The organism is Paraburkholderia sp. HC6.4b (assembly GCF_014200875.1).
Classification (GTDB): domain Bacteria; phylum Pseudomonadota; class Gammaproteobacteria; order Burkholderiales; family Burkholderiaceae; genus Paraburkholderia; species Paraburkholderia tuberum.
In genome coordinates this window covers 58,708-75,528 of the sequence record NZ_JACHDC010000033.1, presented here as the reverse complement: position 1 = coordinate 75,528, position 16,821 = coordinate 58,708, and the positions used below count along the sequence as shown (strand labels likewise).

The 16,821-nt window shown below is 60.5% G+C and carries 13 protein-coding genes and 1 pseudogene; 9 read left to right on the top strand and 5 right to left on the bottom strand.

Features of this window, described 5'->3' with window-relative positions:
- Positions 1-580: 580 nt before the first annotated feature.
- Positions 581-1,888: an MFS transporter gene (locus tag HDG34_RS36460; RefSeq protein ID WP_184068276.1), complete on the bottom strand. Its 1,308-nt coding sequence runs from the start codon at positions 1,886-1,888 to the stop codon at positions 581-583.
- 307 nt (positions 1,889-2,195) lie between these two features.
- Positions 2,196-2,939, bottom strand: coding sequence for a GntR family transcriptional regulator (locus tag HDG34_RS36455; RefSeq protein ID WP_184068273.1), 744 nt, complete (start codon positions 2,937-2,939; stop codon positions 2,196-2,198).
- Positions 2,940-3,082: 143 nt separating this feature from the next.
- On the opposite strand from HDG34_RS36455, the gene HDG34_RS36450 reads away from it, so the two are divergent.
- The 6 genes and pseudogenes from HDG34_RS36450 to HDG34_RS39680 all read left to right on the top strand — a co-directional run.
- Positions 3,083-4,387, top strand: coding sequence for an MFS transporter (locus HDG34_RS36450; RefSeq protein WP_184068270.1), 1,305 nt, complete (start codon positions 3,083-3,085; stop codon positions 4,385-4,387).
- A complete protein-coding gene (locus HDG34_RS36445) occupies positions 4,384-5,271 on the top strand; it encodes an amidohydrolase (RefSeq protein WP_184068267.1) in 888 nt (295 codons plus the stop codon). The genes HDG34_RS36450 and HDG34_RS36445 overlap by 4 nt, the downstream gene beginning before the upstream one ends.
- A gap of 7 nt (positions 5,272-5,278) precedes the next feature.
- Complete coding sequence (locus HDG34_RS36440; protein WP_184068264.1) at positions 5,279-6,565, top strand: ATP citrate lyase citrate-binding domain-containing protein; 1,287 nt, start codon at positions 5,279-5,281, stop codon at positions 6,563-6,565.
- A 27-nt stretch (positions 6,566-6,592) separates the two neighbouring features.
- A complete protein-coding gene (locus HDG34_RS36435) occupies positions 6,593-9,292 on the top strand; it encodes a CoA-binding protein (RefSeq protein ID WP_184068261.1) in 2,700 nt (899 codons plus the stop codon).
- Positions 9,293-9,962: 670 nt separating this feature from the next.
- A complete protein-coding gene (locus tag HDG34_RS36430) occupies positions 9,963-12,395 on the top strand; it encodes a WD40 repeat domain-containing protein (RefSeq protein ID WP_184068258.1) in 2,433 nt (810 codons plus the stop codon).
- A 205-nt stretch (positions 12,396-12,600) separates the two neighbouring features.
- Positions 12,601-12,803 (top strand): annotated as a pseudogene (locus HDG34_RS39680) (NUDIX hydrolase); the annotation flags it as partial.
- Positions 12,804-12,877: 74 nt separating this feature from the next.
- On the opposite strand, the gene HDG34_RS36425 reads toward HDG34_RS39680, so the two are convergent.
- The 3 genes from HDG34_RS36425 to HDG34_RS39675 are packed head-to-tail and all read right to left on the bottom strand — an operon-like array spanning position 12,878 to position 13,674.
- Complete coding sequence (locus HDG34_RS36425) at positions 12,878-13,153, bottom strand: hypothetical protein (RefSeq protein WP_260321451.1); 276 nt, start codon at positions 13,151-13,153, stop codon at positions 12,878-12,880.
- A gap of 39 nt (positions 13,154-13,192) precedes the next feature.
- Entirely contained in the window at positions 13,193-13,402 is a 210-nt protein-coding gene (locus HDG34_RS36420; protein WP_090811076.1) for a hypothetical protein, read from the bottom strand.
- Positions 13,403-13,428: 26 nt separating this feature from the next.
- The gene (locus HDG34_RS39675) at positions 13,429-13,674 is read right to left on the bottom strand and encodes a hypothetical protein (protein WP_260321450.1); all 246 of its coding nucleotides are present in this window, start codon (positions 13,672-13,674) and stop codon (positions 13,429-13,431) included.
- Positions 13,675-13,984: 310 nt separating this feature from the next.
- On the opposite strand from HDG34_RS39675, the gene HDG34_RS36415 reads away from it, so the two are divergent.
- The 3 genes from HDG34_RS36415 (at position 13,985) to HDG34_RS36405 (ending at position 16,812) form a co-directional block, all read left to right on the top strand.
- Positions 13,985-14,302, top strand: coding sequence for a hypothetical protein (locus tag HDG34_RS36415; RefSeq protein WP_184068255.1), 318 nt, complete (start codon positions 13,985-13,987; stop codon positions 14,300-14,302).
- A gap of 255 nt (positions 14,303-14,557) precedes the next feature.
- On the top strand, positions 14,558-16,183 hold the full coding sequence (locus HDG34_RS36410) for a response regulator (RefSeq protein WP_184068252.1): 1,626 nt from the start codon (positions 14,558-14,560) through the stop codon (positions 16,181-16,183).
- Positions 16,180-16,812 (top strand): response regulator transcription factor, encoded by a 633-nt coding sequence (locus HDG34_RS36405; RefSeq protein ID WP_090811083.1) that lies wholly within the window; start codon positions 16,180-16,182, stop codon positions 16,810-16,812. The genes HDG34_RS36410 and HDG34_RS36405 overlap by 4 nt, the downstream gene beginning before the upstream one ends.
- Positions 16,813-16,821: the final 9 nt, after the last annotated feature.

Sequence of the window (16,821 nt, the reverse complement as noted above, 5' to 3'; positions counted from 1 at the left end):
ACAAACCATTACCAAACCGCTCAGCAGACCTGGACCATTCGGTATCTCTGATCGATGCCGCCGTCTAGTGTCGGTTTCTCACAGCCGTTCACACCAGTGGATCGGCCTTTTCAAATCAGGCTTTGGGTCTCGCTGGCTAGGCACAGACTGGCCAGATCGGCCGCCCTCGAAATACTTGACGGGGACGGACTCAGGGCTTGTGACAGCCGCTCAGCGACCTCGCAGAGCCGTTCGCGACCGTCTCAAATTGGCCGAACCTTGCCAATCGTTGTGTGATCGACAAGTGTCGGGTCATGACCGGCAGCACGCGACCCTGAAGAGACATCCGGCTTTCTCGTCAGCGGCCATTCGCCGCGTACAACCGATGGGGTTGCACGCAAATAACCCGTCTTATTTGATGCGCAAAGGGCTATGAGCGGTCGATTCGAGCCTTGCTCCGGAACGGCACTCCCAAGCCGGGCCGGATGGCTTCAAACCATCGCGAAGTTGAACCGCGCTCAGTCTGCAATCAATCGAACATGCGGCTCAAATGAGGGTACATTGCGTCTGTGCAAATAGCTTGGGGGTGTCATGGCCCGCATCAAAGCGGAACCGTTGATGACGCAAGCGCCGCCTTGCGATGCCCACCGACTGTCCACGCAATGATGGTACCGATTGCGAGAGCTAACAGGCATGCAGTCGGAACGAGCATGGGTGCAACATGACTGTTGGTTACCTTGCCAACGTACGGCATGAGGTTCTGTCCGAAGAACCCTCCAAGGTTTCCAATGCAGTTGATGGCAGCGACACTTGCGGCGGCTCGAGCGCCAGAAAAGAAGCGTGGGGGAAGCGACCAGAAGCAAGGGTATAGCAGTGGAATACAGGCGCCGCCCAGACACAGAGCAATGAAGCGCAACGACACTGTCGGCAACACGAGGCTCGATGCAAAGCATACGACGCCGATGCCGGCGACTATGGCCATTGCTTTTAACACCACCTGTTCACGTTTGAGCTTCCCGGGAAGCCAAAGCAGGAGAAGAGCCGCGAGTGCCCACGGAATCATGTTAAGCAGGCCATTGACGCTCGACGAAACGCCCCAGCTCTTAACCAAGGTGGGCAGCCAGTACGTAACGCCGTAGAGCGACGTCGACATCAGCATGTAGGTTGCTGCGAACATGAGAACCTTCGGGTCAAGCAATGCCGCCCATGGCCGGGAGTCCTTTGCTTCCGGGGACGCTTCGCGCACAAGCGCTGCGACCACAATGTCCTTCTCATCCTGAGAAAGGAAGTTCGCTTCCTCGACGGAGCTCGGTAGATATTTAAGCGCTACGAAGGCAATCAGTATTGCCGGAAGACCGGTGGCAAGGAAGACCCATTGCCAACCCGCCAGTCCCAGTGTTCCGCCCAAGGAAAGGAGCAGCCCTCCGACCAGCGCGCCAAGCATGTTTGCCAGCGAACTGCCGAGGGTAAAAAGGCCAAGCACACGTGTCCGGTAGCTTTGAGGAAACCACTGCGTCAGGTAGTAAATGACGCCTGGATAAAACCCGGCTTCAGCAACACCCAGCGCAAACCGAAACGAGTAAAAAGCTGGCAGGGACCTGGTGAACGCCATTAGCACTGTAACGACGCCCCACGTAATCATGATGCGAGCGAGCCACGTCCGGGCCCCAAACCGATGTAGCGCCAGTGTGCTGGGCACCTCGAACAGCAGGTAGCCAATGAAAAACAGCGATGCTCCAAGGCCATACGCGGCTTCCGTCATGCCGAGTGCCTGAACCATTTCCAGTTTCGCGAAGCCGACGTTCTGCCGGTCGATGAATGCGATGAGAAACATGACAATCAGCAGCGGCATCAGCCGCCATGCCATTTTCTTCATTACCTGCTGCTCACGTGTTACGGACGTAGACATGTTCGCTCCAAGTTCCATGCCCGCTGCCGCTCGACTGGCGTTTCGAAAACGGTCAGTCAGACGAAAACAAGCAGATTGATATAGTCATGTATATGTTTGTATGTTTGAGGTCGGGCTGCAATGAGGTATAACCCGGACGAGCGCACGCAAGCGAGCTGCGGCCGCAACTGGCGACCAGTGATGTATTCGGCGAACGAGGTGTAGAGCCTGAAAGTCGCAGGAAAAATGCGACCTGCCGGGTGACAGAAAGTCAGTTCGCGTTGTCGGTCCCTATGACAGCACCAAACGCGGCGAGGAAGTCGCGTTGTCAGCGAATATCGACCTGATACTGGAACGCTGCAGCAGCACCACGCGTGGTGCGCCATTCAATAGGCGTCCCGGCGAAATCGGATGCCACACGGTGCACAAGGATTACCGGGCTGCCAACGTCGATATGCAGGAGCGCCGCATCAGCGTCCGTCGCCTGTTCGACGTTCAGAATCTCGGTTGCGGATGCGACGATTTGGCGGCAAAGCCGCTCGTAAAGCGGATAAAGCAAATCCTCGAAGCCACCAAGGGGCAGAGTCGCCAGCGCTTCGAAACGGCTTCGAGGTAGCCATATTTCTTCCGACAAAACGGGTTGTCCGTCAATCAATCGTACCCGCGAGAGATGAACAGCCTTCTCCGTCGCCTTCATCTGCAAGGTTGAGCGAATCGTCTCGTTTGGCTTGACGACCTCGCGGCTGAGCACCTTCGCCGTCGGTCGGACCGGCTTCCCGTCAGCTGACTTGAATCGGAAGAAGCGGAACAACGACGAATCAAAGCGCGGGCGCCGGACAAAGGTCCCCTTTCCCTGGGTGCGGGTGAGCACCCCGTCGGCCACCAGCAAATCAATGGCTTTCCGAAGTGTGCCGGTCGACACGTTATAAAACAGGCTGAGCTCCGCCTCTGTGTCGATTGCCTTTTCTGGCGCCCACTCGCCCTCCGCGATGCGGCGCACCAGGTCATCGCGTAGCTGCTGGTATCGCGGCAAACGACTGTCTGGCCTGGCCGAGAACGACTGCATATCCATGATTCATATAGTTGTTCACAGGAATAGTCACTGTACAACATCTGCCGGAACAAGGGTAAATCCCCAATGACTTCTTCGTCGAAGCGCCTAAACTAAACATATAGTCATATACATGAATATATGAATTTACCCTGGAGACGGCGATGTTCACCTGGTACAAGCAAGGCACACCTCTCGAACGAAACACCTTCTGGGGATGTTTCGCGGGTTGGGGCCTCGATGCCCTTGATGTGCAGATGTTTACCCTGGCAATCCCCGCAATCATCGCAGCGTACGGCATCGACCACACGCAGGCGGGCGCGATCAGCGGCGTGACACTGGTGTCATCGGCGATGGGCGGCTGGCTGGCGGGCGCCTTGTCCGACAGGATTGGTCGGGTGCGGACGCTGCAGATTACGATTCTCTGGTTTGCAGGATTCACTTTCCTTTGTGCCTTCGCCCAGAGTTTTCCTCAACTACTGGTCCTGAAGGCCCTGCAAGGGTTCGGGTTCGGCGGAGAGTGGGCTGCAGGCGCCGTGTTGATGGCTGAGACCATCCGGACGGAACACCGCGGCAAGGCCATGGGCGCGGTACAGAGCGCCTGGGCTGTCGGCTGGGCCGGCGCAGTGCTGTTGTATGCCGCAGCTTTTTCGTGGTTGCCGTCAGACACGGCGTGGCGTGTCATGTTCGGTGCTGGCCTGCTGCCCGCGCTTCTCGTCCTTTACGTCCGCCGCAATCTCCGCGAACCTGTGCGCGTTGAGCCGTCTCGCGCTGAACCAGTGGTTTCTGTGTGGGGGCAAATCGCGCAAGTATTCCAGCCGCGCGTCATCAAGACCACCGTTATCGGGGCGATTCTGGGCACAGGCGCACACGGCGGGTACTACGCCATCATGACCTGGCTGCCGACCTTCCTCTCCAAGGAAAGACATCTGTCGGTCCTCAACACCGGTGGGTATCTTGCGGTTGTTATCGTGGCTTTCTGGTGCGGCTGTATGGCGAGCGCTTACCTGCTCGACCGTATCGGACGGCGTCGCAACATCGCATTCTTTGCATTTTCTTGCATCGTCACCGTGCTCGCCTACGTGATGCTTCCATTGAGCAACACGCAGATGCTTGTTCTGGGCTTCCCGCTAGGCTTTTTCGCCGCCGGCATCCCGGCCAGCCTGGGCGCACTTTTCAACGAACTCTATCCTGCGGACATGCGCGGGACAGGCGTCGGCTTTTGCTACAACTTCGGTCGCATCGCCTCGGCGGGTTTCCCGGTGCTGGTCGGGTACATGAGTCATTCGATGTCGCTGGGAGCAGCGATTGGTATCGATGCCGCAATTGCGTACGGGCTGGCGATGGTTGCCGTGTTGTTGCTTCCCGAAACGCGCGGCAAGCGCTTGCGGCCGTCCGGCGTCGAGCAGGCTTCACAACTGGTCGCCGACGCCGAATTAGCGCTTGACCATCACCGGAGCCAGCGATGACTCAGGCCCCATCCATCGCGCGGCCACGGCTGCCGCGCGTTGACACGCACGCGCACGTGTTTGCCAGGACTCTGCCGCTGGCGGACGGACGGCGCTACGCACCCGACTATGACGCAACGCTGGACGCCTACCGGAAGCTTCTGGACGAGAACGATATTGGCAATGCCGTCCTTGTCCAGCCCAGCTTTCTCGGCACCGATAACAGCCATCTTTTACAGGCGCTGACCAGCGACATTAGCCGGCTGCGAGGTGTAGCAGTCGTGTCCCCCGAAATTTCAGAAGACGACCTGCAGCGACTGAACTGTCAGGGTGTGACGGGCGTGCGTCTCAACCTTGTCGGACAGACGCTCCCCAAGCTGGGCTCGGCGCCATATGTAACGCTTTGGCGGCAGTTATCAAAACTAGGCTGGCATGTTGAGTTGCACAGGGAGGCGTCGGACCTGGCGCCGCTCGTCAACACTTTGCTGGATGTGGGCTTGCCAGTCGTCGTTGACCATTTTGGCCGCCCTGACCCGGACAGCGGCACACGCGACCCGGGCTTCAACGACCTGTTGGAGTTTGGCCCATCTGGCCGCGTGTGGGTCAAGATTTCGGGCGCCTATCGGTGCTCGGAGCCGGACTCGAGTTTCATGCGCGATGCCACGGACCAACTCATAGACGCATTTGGCGCCGAACGTCTGATGTGGGGTAGCGACTGGCCACATACGCAGTTTGAACATGCGACGGCCTACAGCCAGACGCTTACCGCGTTGCTGGACTTACATCTTGCGCCCGCGATTGTCGAGGCAATCCTGTGCTCAACCCCGCACTCGTTTTACGGGTTCGACAAAGACCCCGTGAGGGATATTGTCCCGACGACACCGACTTCCCAACTCACTTCCTGAGGTCATCATGCAAGTCACCGGTATGTTGCACGGCGCCAGATTGCTGCAGTTCGTGGGCTTTCCGACGCCCGAGATTCTGGGTCCGGACGCTAGCGAAGAACAGATTCGAGCGATGCTGAAAAAGCACGGCATGATTTTCATCAAGCCGGTTTTCAAGGGCGGTGTTGGCAAGAAGGGCAAGGCCGGTCTGATTGGCCGCGCGACTGACCTGACGACCGCCTTGAAGGAGAAGGAGCGTCTTTACTTCGTCGAACATCACGTTGCCAATACTGTGTCGAAAGCCAATGGTGTGACCTTTGAGGCGGGTGTGCCGGCCGAGTACGAGGTCTATTTCTCGATTACCGACTCGACACACTTCCGCGCACCGACGATGACGCTCACACATCACGGTGGCGTCGACATCGAGGAACTGGACAAGTCGCAAGTCGTGCAGATTCCGTTTGACCCGCTCACCGGGCTCAAGGCGTTCGTCGTGGCGAACGCGCTTTCGACGCTGGGCGCACCCAAACAGATTATCTCGCCGCTTGTACAGCACCTCCCCAAGTTATGGGAGCTCTACCACGGGTTCGGAATGACGACCCTCGAACTCAATCCAATCCGGATGCGCGAGGATAGCAAGGGACGGCTGACACCCGTCGCCTGTGACTTCAAATGCGGCTTCGACCGTGATGACCCGCGCTGGCAGCGCCTTGACCTGCCCGCGCATCTCTTCGCAGTCGACTATTCAGACTTCGAACAGGAAATCAACCAGCTTCGCACGTATCAGGGGCAGAGCGACGTCTACGTCATTAACGCGAAGGGCAGCATTCTCGCTCCGACGTTCGGTGGCGGCGCGAACTCCCTTGTCACGCAAATGCTCGGAGACGACGCCATCATCTCGTCAGACTTCGGCGGCAACCCACCCTACGAAAAAATGAAGGAAGTTGCCCGCATCTGCTTCAAGCACTGGATTGAGCAGAGCAATGCGCTGTTCATCATTGGTGGAAAGTCGAACAACACGGATATTTTCGAAACATTTCGCGCAATGGCCGACGCGTTACGCGAGCACTTCAGTCAGCACGGCCCGACGCCGCTCTATGTGGTGGTCGGCCGTGGCGGTCCGAATCTGGTTCGCGGAATGGGAGCATTGCGCGACACGCTCGATTCGCTGGGATTGCCGTACACCTTCTTCGGCTTTGACTCGGACATGAGCGAGGTGGTCCTGTACGCGAAGCAGGTTGACCAATGGATGAAAGCAGGCGGCCGTGAGCAGATTGCCGCGAAGCTGGGAATTGCGGTCAAACAGGCTGCCTGAGCATCTCATCGACTGAGGAGAATCATTATGTACAAGCAGGGAATTGGCGATTTTAAATACTTCGTAGGAATTAGTTCGTTATCCCAAGTTGCCACAAAGGACGACCGCGTTTGCGTGCTCAACATTCTGGGCGGCGAGTCGAGCGATGTCACGCCCGTCGGTCATGCCTATTCCGGTGGCAACGTGGTGTTTGGTACGGCTCCGGGAAAGCGCGGACAGGTACTGGAAACGGCACTTGGAAGCGTGCCGGTCTACAACAATGTCCTTGAAGGCCTGAACGATGGTCACCGGTTCAACTGCGGCGTCATCTATCTGCCGCCTTCCGCTGCACGGGACGGCGTGGCTGAGCTAATCCGTGTCAATCCGGAACTGAAGAAGATTTTCATCGTTACCGAAAAGCTGGCCGTCAGTGACTCGCGCGAAATCCGCGCGATGGGTCAGTCCAACGGGGTCGACATTTTTGGCGGCAACAGCCTCGGCGTGGCTGACGCCTGGAACCAGGTGCGTATCGGGGGAGCGCTGGGCGGCGACCACCCTGAAGAGGCATTGCGGCGTGGCTCGATTGCCTTGTTTTCCAACTCGGGCAACTTCACGACTACCATCGCAACCTACCTGCGGATGGCCGGATGGGGCACGACTACAGCCATCTCAAGTGGCAAAGACGTCTACATTCAATTCGCGGCGCCCGAGTTCGCTGCGGCCTTGGCAAACGACGCGCGAAGCAAGGCGGCCGTTCTTTATGTCGAACCGGGCGGCTACTACGAGCTCGACGCCAACTTTACGAAGCCGGTGGTTGCGTGCGTCGTGGGTCGCTGGAAGTCAAAGCTGACCCGTGCTGTCGGACACGCGGGTGCTATGTCCGGAGGCGCGGACGACGCCGCATCGAAAGAACAATGGTTTCTCGATAGATTCGGGGTGTCAAGTGTGTTCACACCGGACAATCCGGCCGTGTCGGCAAAGGGTGCGCTTGTCACGAACATCGCGCACATACCCGCAGCACTCACGGCTGTGATGCGTGAAAACGCCTGCAGGCCAGATTTCGAGCCGGAAGGTAACCTCGCATTAAAACCGTGGTTTAGCAGTCACCGCGGATTGAGCCTGCCGCAGGCGCTGGATTTGCCTGTCGTGCAGGCCACGGCCCCATACGATGCCCAGATTGCCGCGCTCGACAAACAGGTTGGAGCTGTACCACCGCGACAGTCGATGAAGGATGCTTCTGGCGCGTCGCAGATGGACCCAAAGTCGCAGGTGACCAGTCTGTACGGCGTTTCGATGCTTGATGCGGCGCAGTACCCCCTTGAGACCAACGTAAGCCTCGCGCTGCTCCACGAACCCGGCGGGATGAACGACCGCGCGCTAATCAATGTCGCTGTGAGTGCGTTCCTGAACCTGTATGGACATCCCGCACTTGGGGCTGCCCAGGCGGCACGGGATGCCGGTAATGCACCAAACACTGTCCTTGCAGCGGCGGCGAGTATCATCGGGCCCCGAGGGCAAGCCGGGCCTCGCCAGGCGGTCCGCGCTCTCATCGACGCCTTTGCCCCGGTGAAGCTCGAGAACGCGATGGATGAGAGTTTCGACTTTTCGCGCGCCGAAGTCACCGACCTCAACCTGTTCGTCGGCAGTGAACCGGATTTTCGGGCCCGCGCAATCCTGGCGGGACTCAAAGCTCGCGACGTGAAGTCGACATTCGTGCAATATGTTGAAAGCCTGCCCGGCGAGCCGACTACCGATGGCGTACTGGCAGCCATTTGCGCGACGCTCGCATGGGGACCGCTCATGCGCAAACGCATTTCACGCCTTTCGGCTGAGAGCCTTCCGTGGTGGATACAACTTTTCGGCTCCCTGATAGGCGCTTCAGTGCCCTCGGACCAGCATGGTCCGGACAGCTTCTGCGGCGTCGAAACGAAGACAGTCCTGGAGGAGCGTTCGCTTGGTGAAACCGCCTTCGGCGCGTTGTTTGGATTGTGGCCAGGCACGAGCGACTTGTTTTCCTTCCAATTGCTGGTCGGTCTGCTGCTGTCAAATGGACCCGGAACGATTTCCGCGCAGGGTGCAAAAGGTGCGGTCTCTGCCGATGGTCCCGAAGACCCCGAGCGCGTCCAACTCAACAAGGCGTTAATCGGCTTCCTTACGCACAGTGGTTACACACACGGTGGCAATGGATTTGAGGGAATTGCGTTTCTGCTGGACCAGTTCGCGCATAGCGGACTGACTGACCCGGGCAATCCTGCGCACGGGCTGGATTTGAAAGCACTAGCGATGACGTACGTCGAAAGTTACGCCAAATACAAATCGAGCAAGAAAACGAGCGGCAGCCTGGATATCCAGAAAATCCCTGGCGTGAATCATCCGGTGTTTAAGGATAAACCCGTCAATCACGACCCGCGTGAAATGTTCGTGCGGCAATTGTTCGCCGAGCGCGACGAATACAACATCTTCCACGACTTTTACCGGACGTTGGTCCAAAGCCTGTTCGACGCGGGGGTTTCGCGAAACGTCTACTGCGTCAACGTCGATGCGGTGATTGCCGCGTTACTGCTCAAGATGCTCTGGCAGCCGTATCGTGACGGAACGTATTCGCGCAACGCTTTGGAGACGGCCGCCTTTACCATCTTTCTTTACCCTCGCATGCTCGGTTGCGCGGCTGAAATCGATGACCATATGAACCGCGGAAGGAACATGGATACACGTACACCAGCGTCGGAGTGTCGTTTCGTTGCGTAGCGGGATGACCCGGAAGCGCACGAAGTCTTTCCGCGCTGCCGGGTTCATGCCCACAACTATCAGTTGTCTCCGCACGGGATTGGGGGTGCGAGTCGTGCACGCTTTTCCGAACAACCCGAGCCTATATGGCGATTATTCGTTGGCCTTGCTCAACTACGACGCGTTTCGCTTCGCGAGGCTTCTCCTCTTTGGGTTGCGGTGATCATAGACGTTCGCTGTCTCGGAAGTGTGCTTTACCCGGACCTGAAACATGCGCGATACCGAACATATGGTTTAACGCGATCATTTAGCAATTTCATCAGTGACGTCTCCTGCAAGGCTGAACGAGCGCCCAAGGAAGACCCTGGATTACGAAACACCGGCTGAACGGTTCCATCGAACTATTGCATCGACCGGTTGAATCCGCCCCTGTCAGCGGACACTGGTGCGCACTGATGTGCTGTTTCCTGGAATCGAGTGCGTGGTGTGGCGTGAGACGATGCGACCGGGAGCCCCCAGACGTCTGGGCGACGGTGTGGGGCGAGCGATTTCTTTGCGAATTGGACATGTGCGAATTGCTTTCGGCTGGGCGCGGACGACCTTTCCTATCGATGGACTTGCTGCGGGCGCGAGGAGGTTGCACGCGCGGAGCGCGAGTCGCAGTTGCAACAAATCGTTGAGGATCAAGCCCATGTCAACGAAGAGCGAGCACGGACAGGGCGCGCAGCGACGCATCCAGGTACTGATTGGCGCAATCGTATTCATTCTAATTGTGACTGCCGGGTGGATCATTCACCAGACTCGGACGGTCGCACGCCAGACTTCCCTGGCGTTGGCGTCGGCCGCGACCACGGCGAACGACGCGGGAAATTATGACCGCGCAATGCGCTTCGCGATGCTGGCGTTGGGCAACGGTTGGCTCTCGCCGGGATCGGCAGAAGCAGAGCTTGAGCTTATGCGTGGCGCGCAAGCATCAGTGCAGATTGCGTTGCTCGGCGGCCATCAGAATGCGGTTGATTCCGCCGTCTTCAGCCCGGACGGTAAGCGGGTGGTGACCGCGTCCTGGGATGGGACAGCGCGGGTGTGGGACCTGGCCACGGGTAAACAGATTGTGCAGCTCAGTGGCCATCAGAATCTGGTCTATTCTGCCGCCTTCAGCCCGGACGGCCAGCGGGTGGTGACTGCGTCCGCAGACAGGACCGCGCGGGTATGGGACGCGGCTACGGGCAACCAGATTGCGCAGCTCAGTGGCCATCAGGATCTGGTTTATTCCGCCGCCTTCAGCCCGCACGGCCGGCGCGTGGTGACTGCGTCCGCGGACAGGACCGCGCGGGTATGGGACGCGGCTACGGGCAAACAGATTGCGCAGCTCAGCGGGCATCAGAAACCGGTTTTCTCCGCCGCCTTCAGCCCGGACGGCCGGCGCGTGGTGACCGCGTCGGCGGACAGGACCGCGCGGGTGTGGAATGCGGCGACCGGCCACGTGATCGCACAGCTCACCGGGCATCGGGAACCGGTAAGCTCCGCGGTCTTCAGCCCGGACGGCCGGCGCGTGGTGACCGCGTCCGATGACAAGACCGCGCGGGTGTGGGATGCGGCGACCGGCCAGGTCATCGCGCAGCTCATAGGGCATCGGGGACCGGTTTTCTCCGCCGCCTTCAGCCCGGACGGCCAGCGCGTGGCGACAGCGTCCGATGACAACACCGCGCGGGTGTGGAACGCGGCGACCGGCCAGGCGATCGTGCAGCTCACTGGGCATCGCGGACCGGTGAGCGCCGCCGCCTTTAGCCCCGACGGCCAGCGCGTGGTGACCGTGTCCGATGACAAGACCGCGCGGGTGTGGGATGCGGCGACCGGCCAGGTGATCGTGCAGTTCACCGGACACGAGGGGCCGGTGAATTCCGCCGCCTTCAGCCCGGACGGTGAGCGGGTGGTGACCGCGTCCCGTGATAGGACCGCGCGCGCATGGGACGCGGCGATGGGCATCTTGCTGCTCAGAGGGCATCAAGGGTCAGTTATTTCCGCCGCCTTCAGCCCGGACGGCCAGCGGGTGGTGACCGCGTCCCGTGATCGGACCGCGCGGGTGTGGGACGCGACCACCGGCAAACAGATCGCGCAGCTCAGCGGGCACCAGGATCTGGTTTATTCCGCCGCCTTCAGCCCGGACGGTCGGCGCGCGGTGACCGCGTCCGCGGATGGGACCGCGCGGGTGTGGGACGCGGCCACCGGCAAACAGATCTTGCTCCTCAGCGGTCATCAGGGCCCGGTTGATTCCGTCGCCTTCAGCCCGGACAGCCAACGGGTGGTGACCGCGTCCCGGGACGGGACCGCGCGGGTGTGGGACGCGGCCACCAGCAAACAGATCTTGCTCCTCAGCCGGCATCAGGGCCCGGTTGATTCCGTCGCCTACAGCCCGGACGGCCAGCGGGTGGTGACCGCGTCCCGGGACGGGACCGCGCGGGTGTGGGACGCGAGCACGGGCAAACAGATCGCGCAGCTCAGCGGGCACCAGGATCTGGTTTATTGCGCCGCCTTCAGCCCGGACGGTCGGCGCGCGGTGACCGCGTCCGCGGACAGGACCGCGCGGGTGTGGGACGCGGCCACCGGCAAACAGATCGCCCAGCTCGGTGGGCATCAGGGACCGGTTTTCTCTGCCGCCTTCAGCCCGGACGGCCAGCGCGTGGTGACCGCGTCCGCGGACGGGACCGCGCGGGTGTGGGACGCAGCGACCGGCGAGGTGATCGCGAAGCTCACCGGACATCAGGGACCGGTTTTCTCCGCCGCCTTCAGCCCGGACGGCCAGCGCGTGGTGACCGCGTCCGCGGACGGGACCGCGCGGGTGTGGGACGCGGCGACCGGCGAGGTGATCGCGAAGCTCACCGGACATCAGGGACCGGTTTTCTCCGCCACCTTCAGCCCAGACGGTCAGCGGGTGGTAACTGCGTCCGCGGATCAGACCGCGCGGGTGTGGCCTATCCGATGGCTCATGCAGAAGCGAGGTCAGAGCCTGGCTAAAGCCGTGTGTAGGGAAAGGCTCGTGGGAGCAAACCTGCTCACAACCGATGATGAAGCTGCTCTTTCTCTCGTACGCGGGCGCCGGGGCGAAAACGTATGTGGATCGTAACTCGCCGACCGGTCGGAGCGAGCTGCAACGATACGTTTGGCCAGCGCGACCAATTGCTTTCCAATCTTCCTGACTAGCTTCACATCGAAGTCCGCGGACGTGAGCAGGTCCATCGCCTACTCGTAGGTCCGCTCATGTTTTCCTCTGCACCGAGAGCCGCTCATCCGGCGTTCATTGCGTTGCATCGACCGGTTGAATCAGCCCAATCTACGTCGGTCAGTCGCTGTTGCTGCTGAAGTCGTCGTACCGCGCCGAATGGGGGTTTCCGGGCGGCAGTATCCGGGACCCGAACTGCGGCTCGATAATCGCGAGATCGTCGCCGCGCATCTGGCGTCGCCGGAGCAATTGCCAGGCTTCGCCGTGACAGGCGCGGTCGCTGCGTATCTCGGCAGGGATGTCCGCGGCTAGTCGAGCCGTTTTTTTTCCTGATCGTTCGAGTCCGCGTGACGCTGCGCGAGGCGCGGGCCTTCCAGGCATCGGGGTTACAGCCCCACGGTTTTTAACGCTTCCTGATTCGCTAGCATGGCATCGATAAGAGCGCGAGCCTTGCGGTCGACGCACGTGAGAGCAACACTTTCCGACTCGTAGGTAACGGCATCGGCTAAGTCACCGGTGACGTGCTGTTTTCTTGTCCTTCTACGCAACGACCACGTGACGCGATATGTCAGCGCGATTCCAACGGACAAACGGGCCGTCCGCGGCTCCATGTGCGCTTCGATGACGAATCCGCGATAACGCCCGACGATGTGATGTTTCATTGATTGACTTCACCGTCTTTCGCCTTCATCGCTCGCCTCTCAATGCACGACGCCAAAGAACAAGATTGCGCCTTCGGCCGGCGTCAGGCCCGCCTTGAAGTAGCCTTCGAGCCGGTCGGCTGTCGCTTCATCGAGCGTGAAGGGCGGATGGACGTAGCCTACGGCGAATGCATGGTCGTACCAGTCGTTGAGCCAAGCGCGCAGCTCTATCACGTCCTGCGGCAGTGTGTTCGAAGCATCGTCGTGCATGTGCGTTTCCCCGGCTGGCTGAACGATCAGGCCGCTATGCGGCCTATCCCCATTTCCGGACGGCGCTGGCCCGGCGGAAACACGTGCCATGCGCCGTCGGCATGGCGAAAGAAGAAGAGTGAAAACGCCCCGGTCGGCAGATCGATTTGAATGCACACCCGGCATGTTCCACCCGAGCGCGAGCGGTTCAGCAGACGCACGCGCGCCCCTCGGCCCCCCGTCGGGCCAACGAGTTTTTCGACCTGAGAACGCAGCGATCTGTTGCCCGCCATGATTTTCCCCGCGATGCACGATGATTCGATGCTATGGCGATCGGTGCGTGCGTCCAATCGGCGCCGGCCGGAATGTCGTTTCAGGAATCGCTGGTTTCAGCCGTCAGGACTTCCTGAACCGGAACAGCATATAGAACGGCATTTAAGGGTCCTTGCCCATCTGCGGGGGCTTTCGCCATGAATGACACTAAGGATTTCCTGACACGCGAATCAGGAAGTCACACCCTGATTTTCCAGCTTGCGCTGAATGCGACACACTTTCTGCTCGTAGATGATGAGCCATCGAAATGCAATGTCGAATTGATGCAACATGATCGGCTATCTATCGGAACGGGAAAACGTCATCGAGCAAATCGACGCGATATGTCTGCGACTGTTCGACACGTGGTGCGAGACGCGCAGCGTGACATCGCTTGCGTATTTGATGCACTGCTGGCCGTTGATAGACAGCACGACCAACGCGCTCAGGCGCCTGGGCGAAGCCATGCGCGAGTTGCGGCGCAATCACGCGGAGCAGATCGACGAGTATGATTTTCGCGCGCTGTGCGAGGTGGCCGACCTCATCGACGAACTGACCTTGCCGCGCACGGTCCGACTGACCGCGGTGGCGGGCGAGGTGTCGCACTAGCGAACGGCAACGCCGGCCAGGCGCGCAACTGCTTACAGGCACGCATGCGGCGGCTGTGAGGCCAGGGGGCGCGCCGTTTCATCGGACGTTTGAAACCCGGAGCGGGCGTGATGGACCAGGCGCCGGCATCGAGTGCAGAATAGGACGACCACAACGGCGGCACTCGCGGGGATATATGGCGCTCGACATTTTCGACGCATGGTGGAGCGGGCTCCTGCAACCCGCTGAGCGGTATCTCGAAGGGAACACCGCATCATGAGCCATCTCGCCGCTCCGGTCGCGTATACGGGCACGATTCTGATCGTCGACGATACGCCGGGGAATCTCGGCGTGGTTGTCGACAGTCTCGAGGCGCGCGGCATTCGCGTGCTGGTGGCGCTCGACGGTATCGAAGCGTTGGAGCGCGCAGCCTTCTCGCAGCCCGATGTGATCCTGCTCGACGTGAAGATGCCGGGCATCGACGGCTTCGAGACCTGTCGGCGCCTCAAGCGCGATGAGCGCACGCGCGATATCGCCGTCATATTCATGACCTCGCTGATGGACAACGAGGACCGCGTCGAAGGCTTTCTGGTGGGCGGTGTCGATTATGTGACCAAGCCATTGCGCGTCGATGAGATGGTCGCGCGCGTTGGCGTGCACCTCGAGCTGCGGGTGATGCACAAGCAGGTTCTCGCGCAGAATCGGCAACTGCTGGCGGAAGTCGCCGTGCGCAAGGAAACGGAGGCCGCGCTATCGCAAGCGCGCGACGATCTGGAGCGACGTGTCGCATTGCGCACCGAAGAGCTGGCGCGCGCCAACGCCAACTTGCGGGCGCAGATCGACGAGCGGCGGCGCGCGGACGCGCGCCTGCAGGCAAGCGAGGCTCGCTTTCGCGCGATTGTCGAAACGAGTCCGGTGCCGCTGTGCATCACCTCGATGCCGGATGGGCACATCCTGTACACGAATCCGCCGCTGCGCGAACTCTTCGGCATGGACGAAGGCTTGTCCGCCAATATCGCGGATTTCTACGCCGAGCGGGGCGAGCGCGAGCGTCTGATCGAACATCTGCGGACCAAGGGTGGCTTGCGCAACACGGAGATACAGTTCCGGCGCCAGGACGGTACCCGGTTCTGGGCGATGGCGACGGCGCGCGCCGCAACTTACGACGATTCTCCCGCGATCTATGTGGGCCTGAATGACATTACGGGGCGCAAGCAGATGGAACAGGAACTCGTCGAATCGCGCGAGCAGCAGCGCGAACTGTCCGCGTACATGGAGGCGATTCGCGAGGAGGAGAGAAAGCGCATTGCGATGGAAATTCACGACGAGCTGGGGCAATTGCTGACCGCGCTCAAGATGGACGTGTCTCTGCTCAAGATGCGCATCGCGCACGACGCGGAAGCGACAAAAAAAGCCGACGATATGCGCCAACTGGTCGAAGGCACGATCTCGATGGTGCGCAATGTCGCGAGCCACCTGCGGCCCGCGGCGCTTAACTTCGGCATCGTGTCTGCGCTCGAATGGCTTGTCGACGAGTTCAACCGCCGCAATGCGATTGCGTGTGAATTGCGCATCGAAGGCGGCGAACCTACGCTGTCCGACGCCCACGCGACGGCCCTGTTCCGCATTGCACAGGCTTCGCTGACGAACGTCGCGCGTCATGCCGCCGCCACACGCGTCGAGGTGACGCTTGTTTCGACGGCTTCACAGCTCTTGCTGCATGTGCGTGACGACGGATGCGGCTTCGATCAGCAAGTGGTGAGTCGCAACTATTCATATGGCCTGCTCGGCATGAACGAGCGCGCGCGGCTGATCGGCGGATCGCTTTCGATCGACAGCTCGCCGGGCGCGGGCACCATGGTTTCGATTCATATTCCGCTCGATGGCGGAGCTCGAACATGATCAGGATACTCATTGCGGACGATCATGCGATAGTCCGTGGCGGACTCAGACAGATCATCGCGACCACGAGCGATATCGTCGTTGCGGCGGAAGCGGCGCAAGGAGCGGAAGTGATCGACAAGCTGCGCTCGTGCGCGCTCGATCTTCTCTTGCTCGACATGACGATGCCCGGCATCAGCGGCGTCGCTCTGATCCGCAGGGTACGGGCGGAACATCCTTCGTTGCCGGTGCTGGTGCTGAGCATTCACGACGAGGCTCAGGTCGCGTCGCGCGCGCTGCGCGCGGGAGCAACGGGATATCTGACCAAGGACAGTGACCCGGAGGTGCTGCTCGCGGCAATCCGCAAGCTCGCGGACGGCGGCCGTTTCATCGATCCGAAGCTCGTCGATGCGATGGTGTTCGATACACAGCGCGGCGACGTCCCGCCACATGAAGTACTGTCGGACCGCGAATTCCAGGTCCTGCAGATGCTCGCGGCAGGCAGGAGCATCAATGAAATTGCCCAGGCATGTGCCCTCAGCGCGAAAACGATCAGCACACACAAGATGCGGTTGATGCAGAAACTCGGGCTTTCCAACAACGCTGAGGTGATCCGGTACGCGATCCGGCACGGAATGATCGTCGAGTAGAAAACGAAG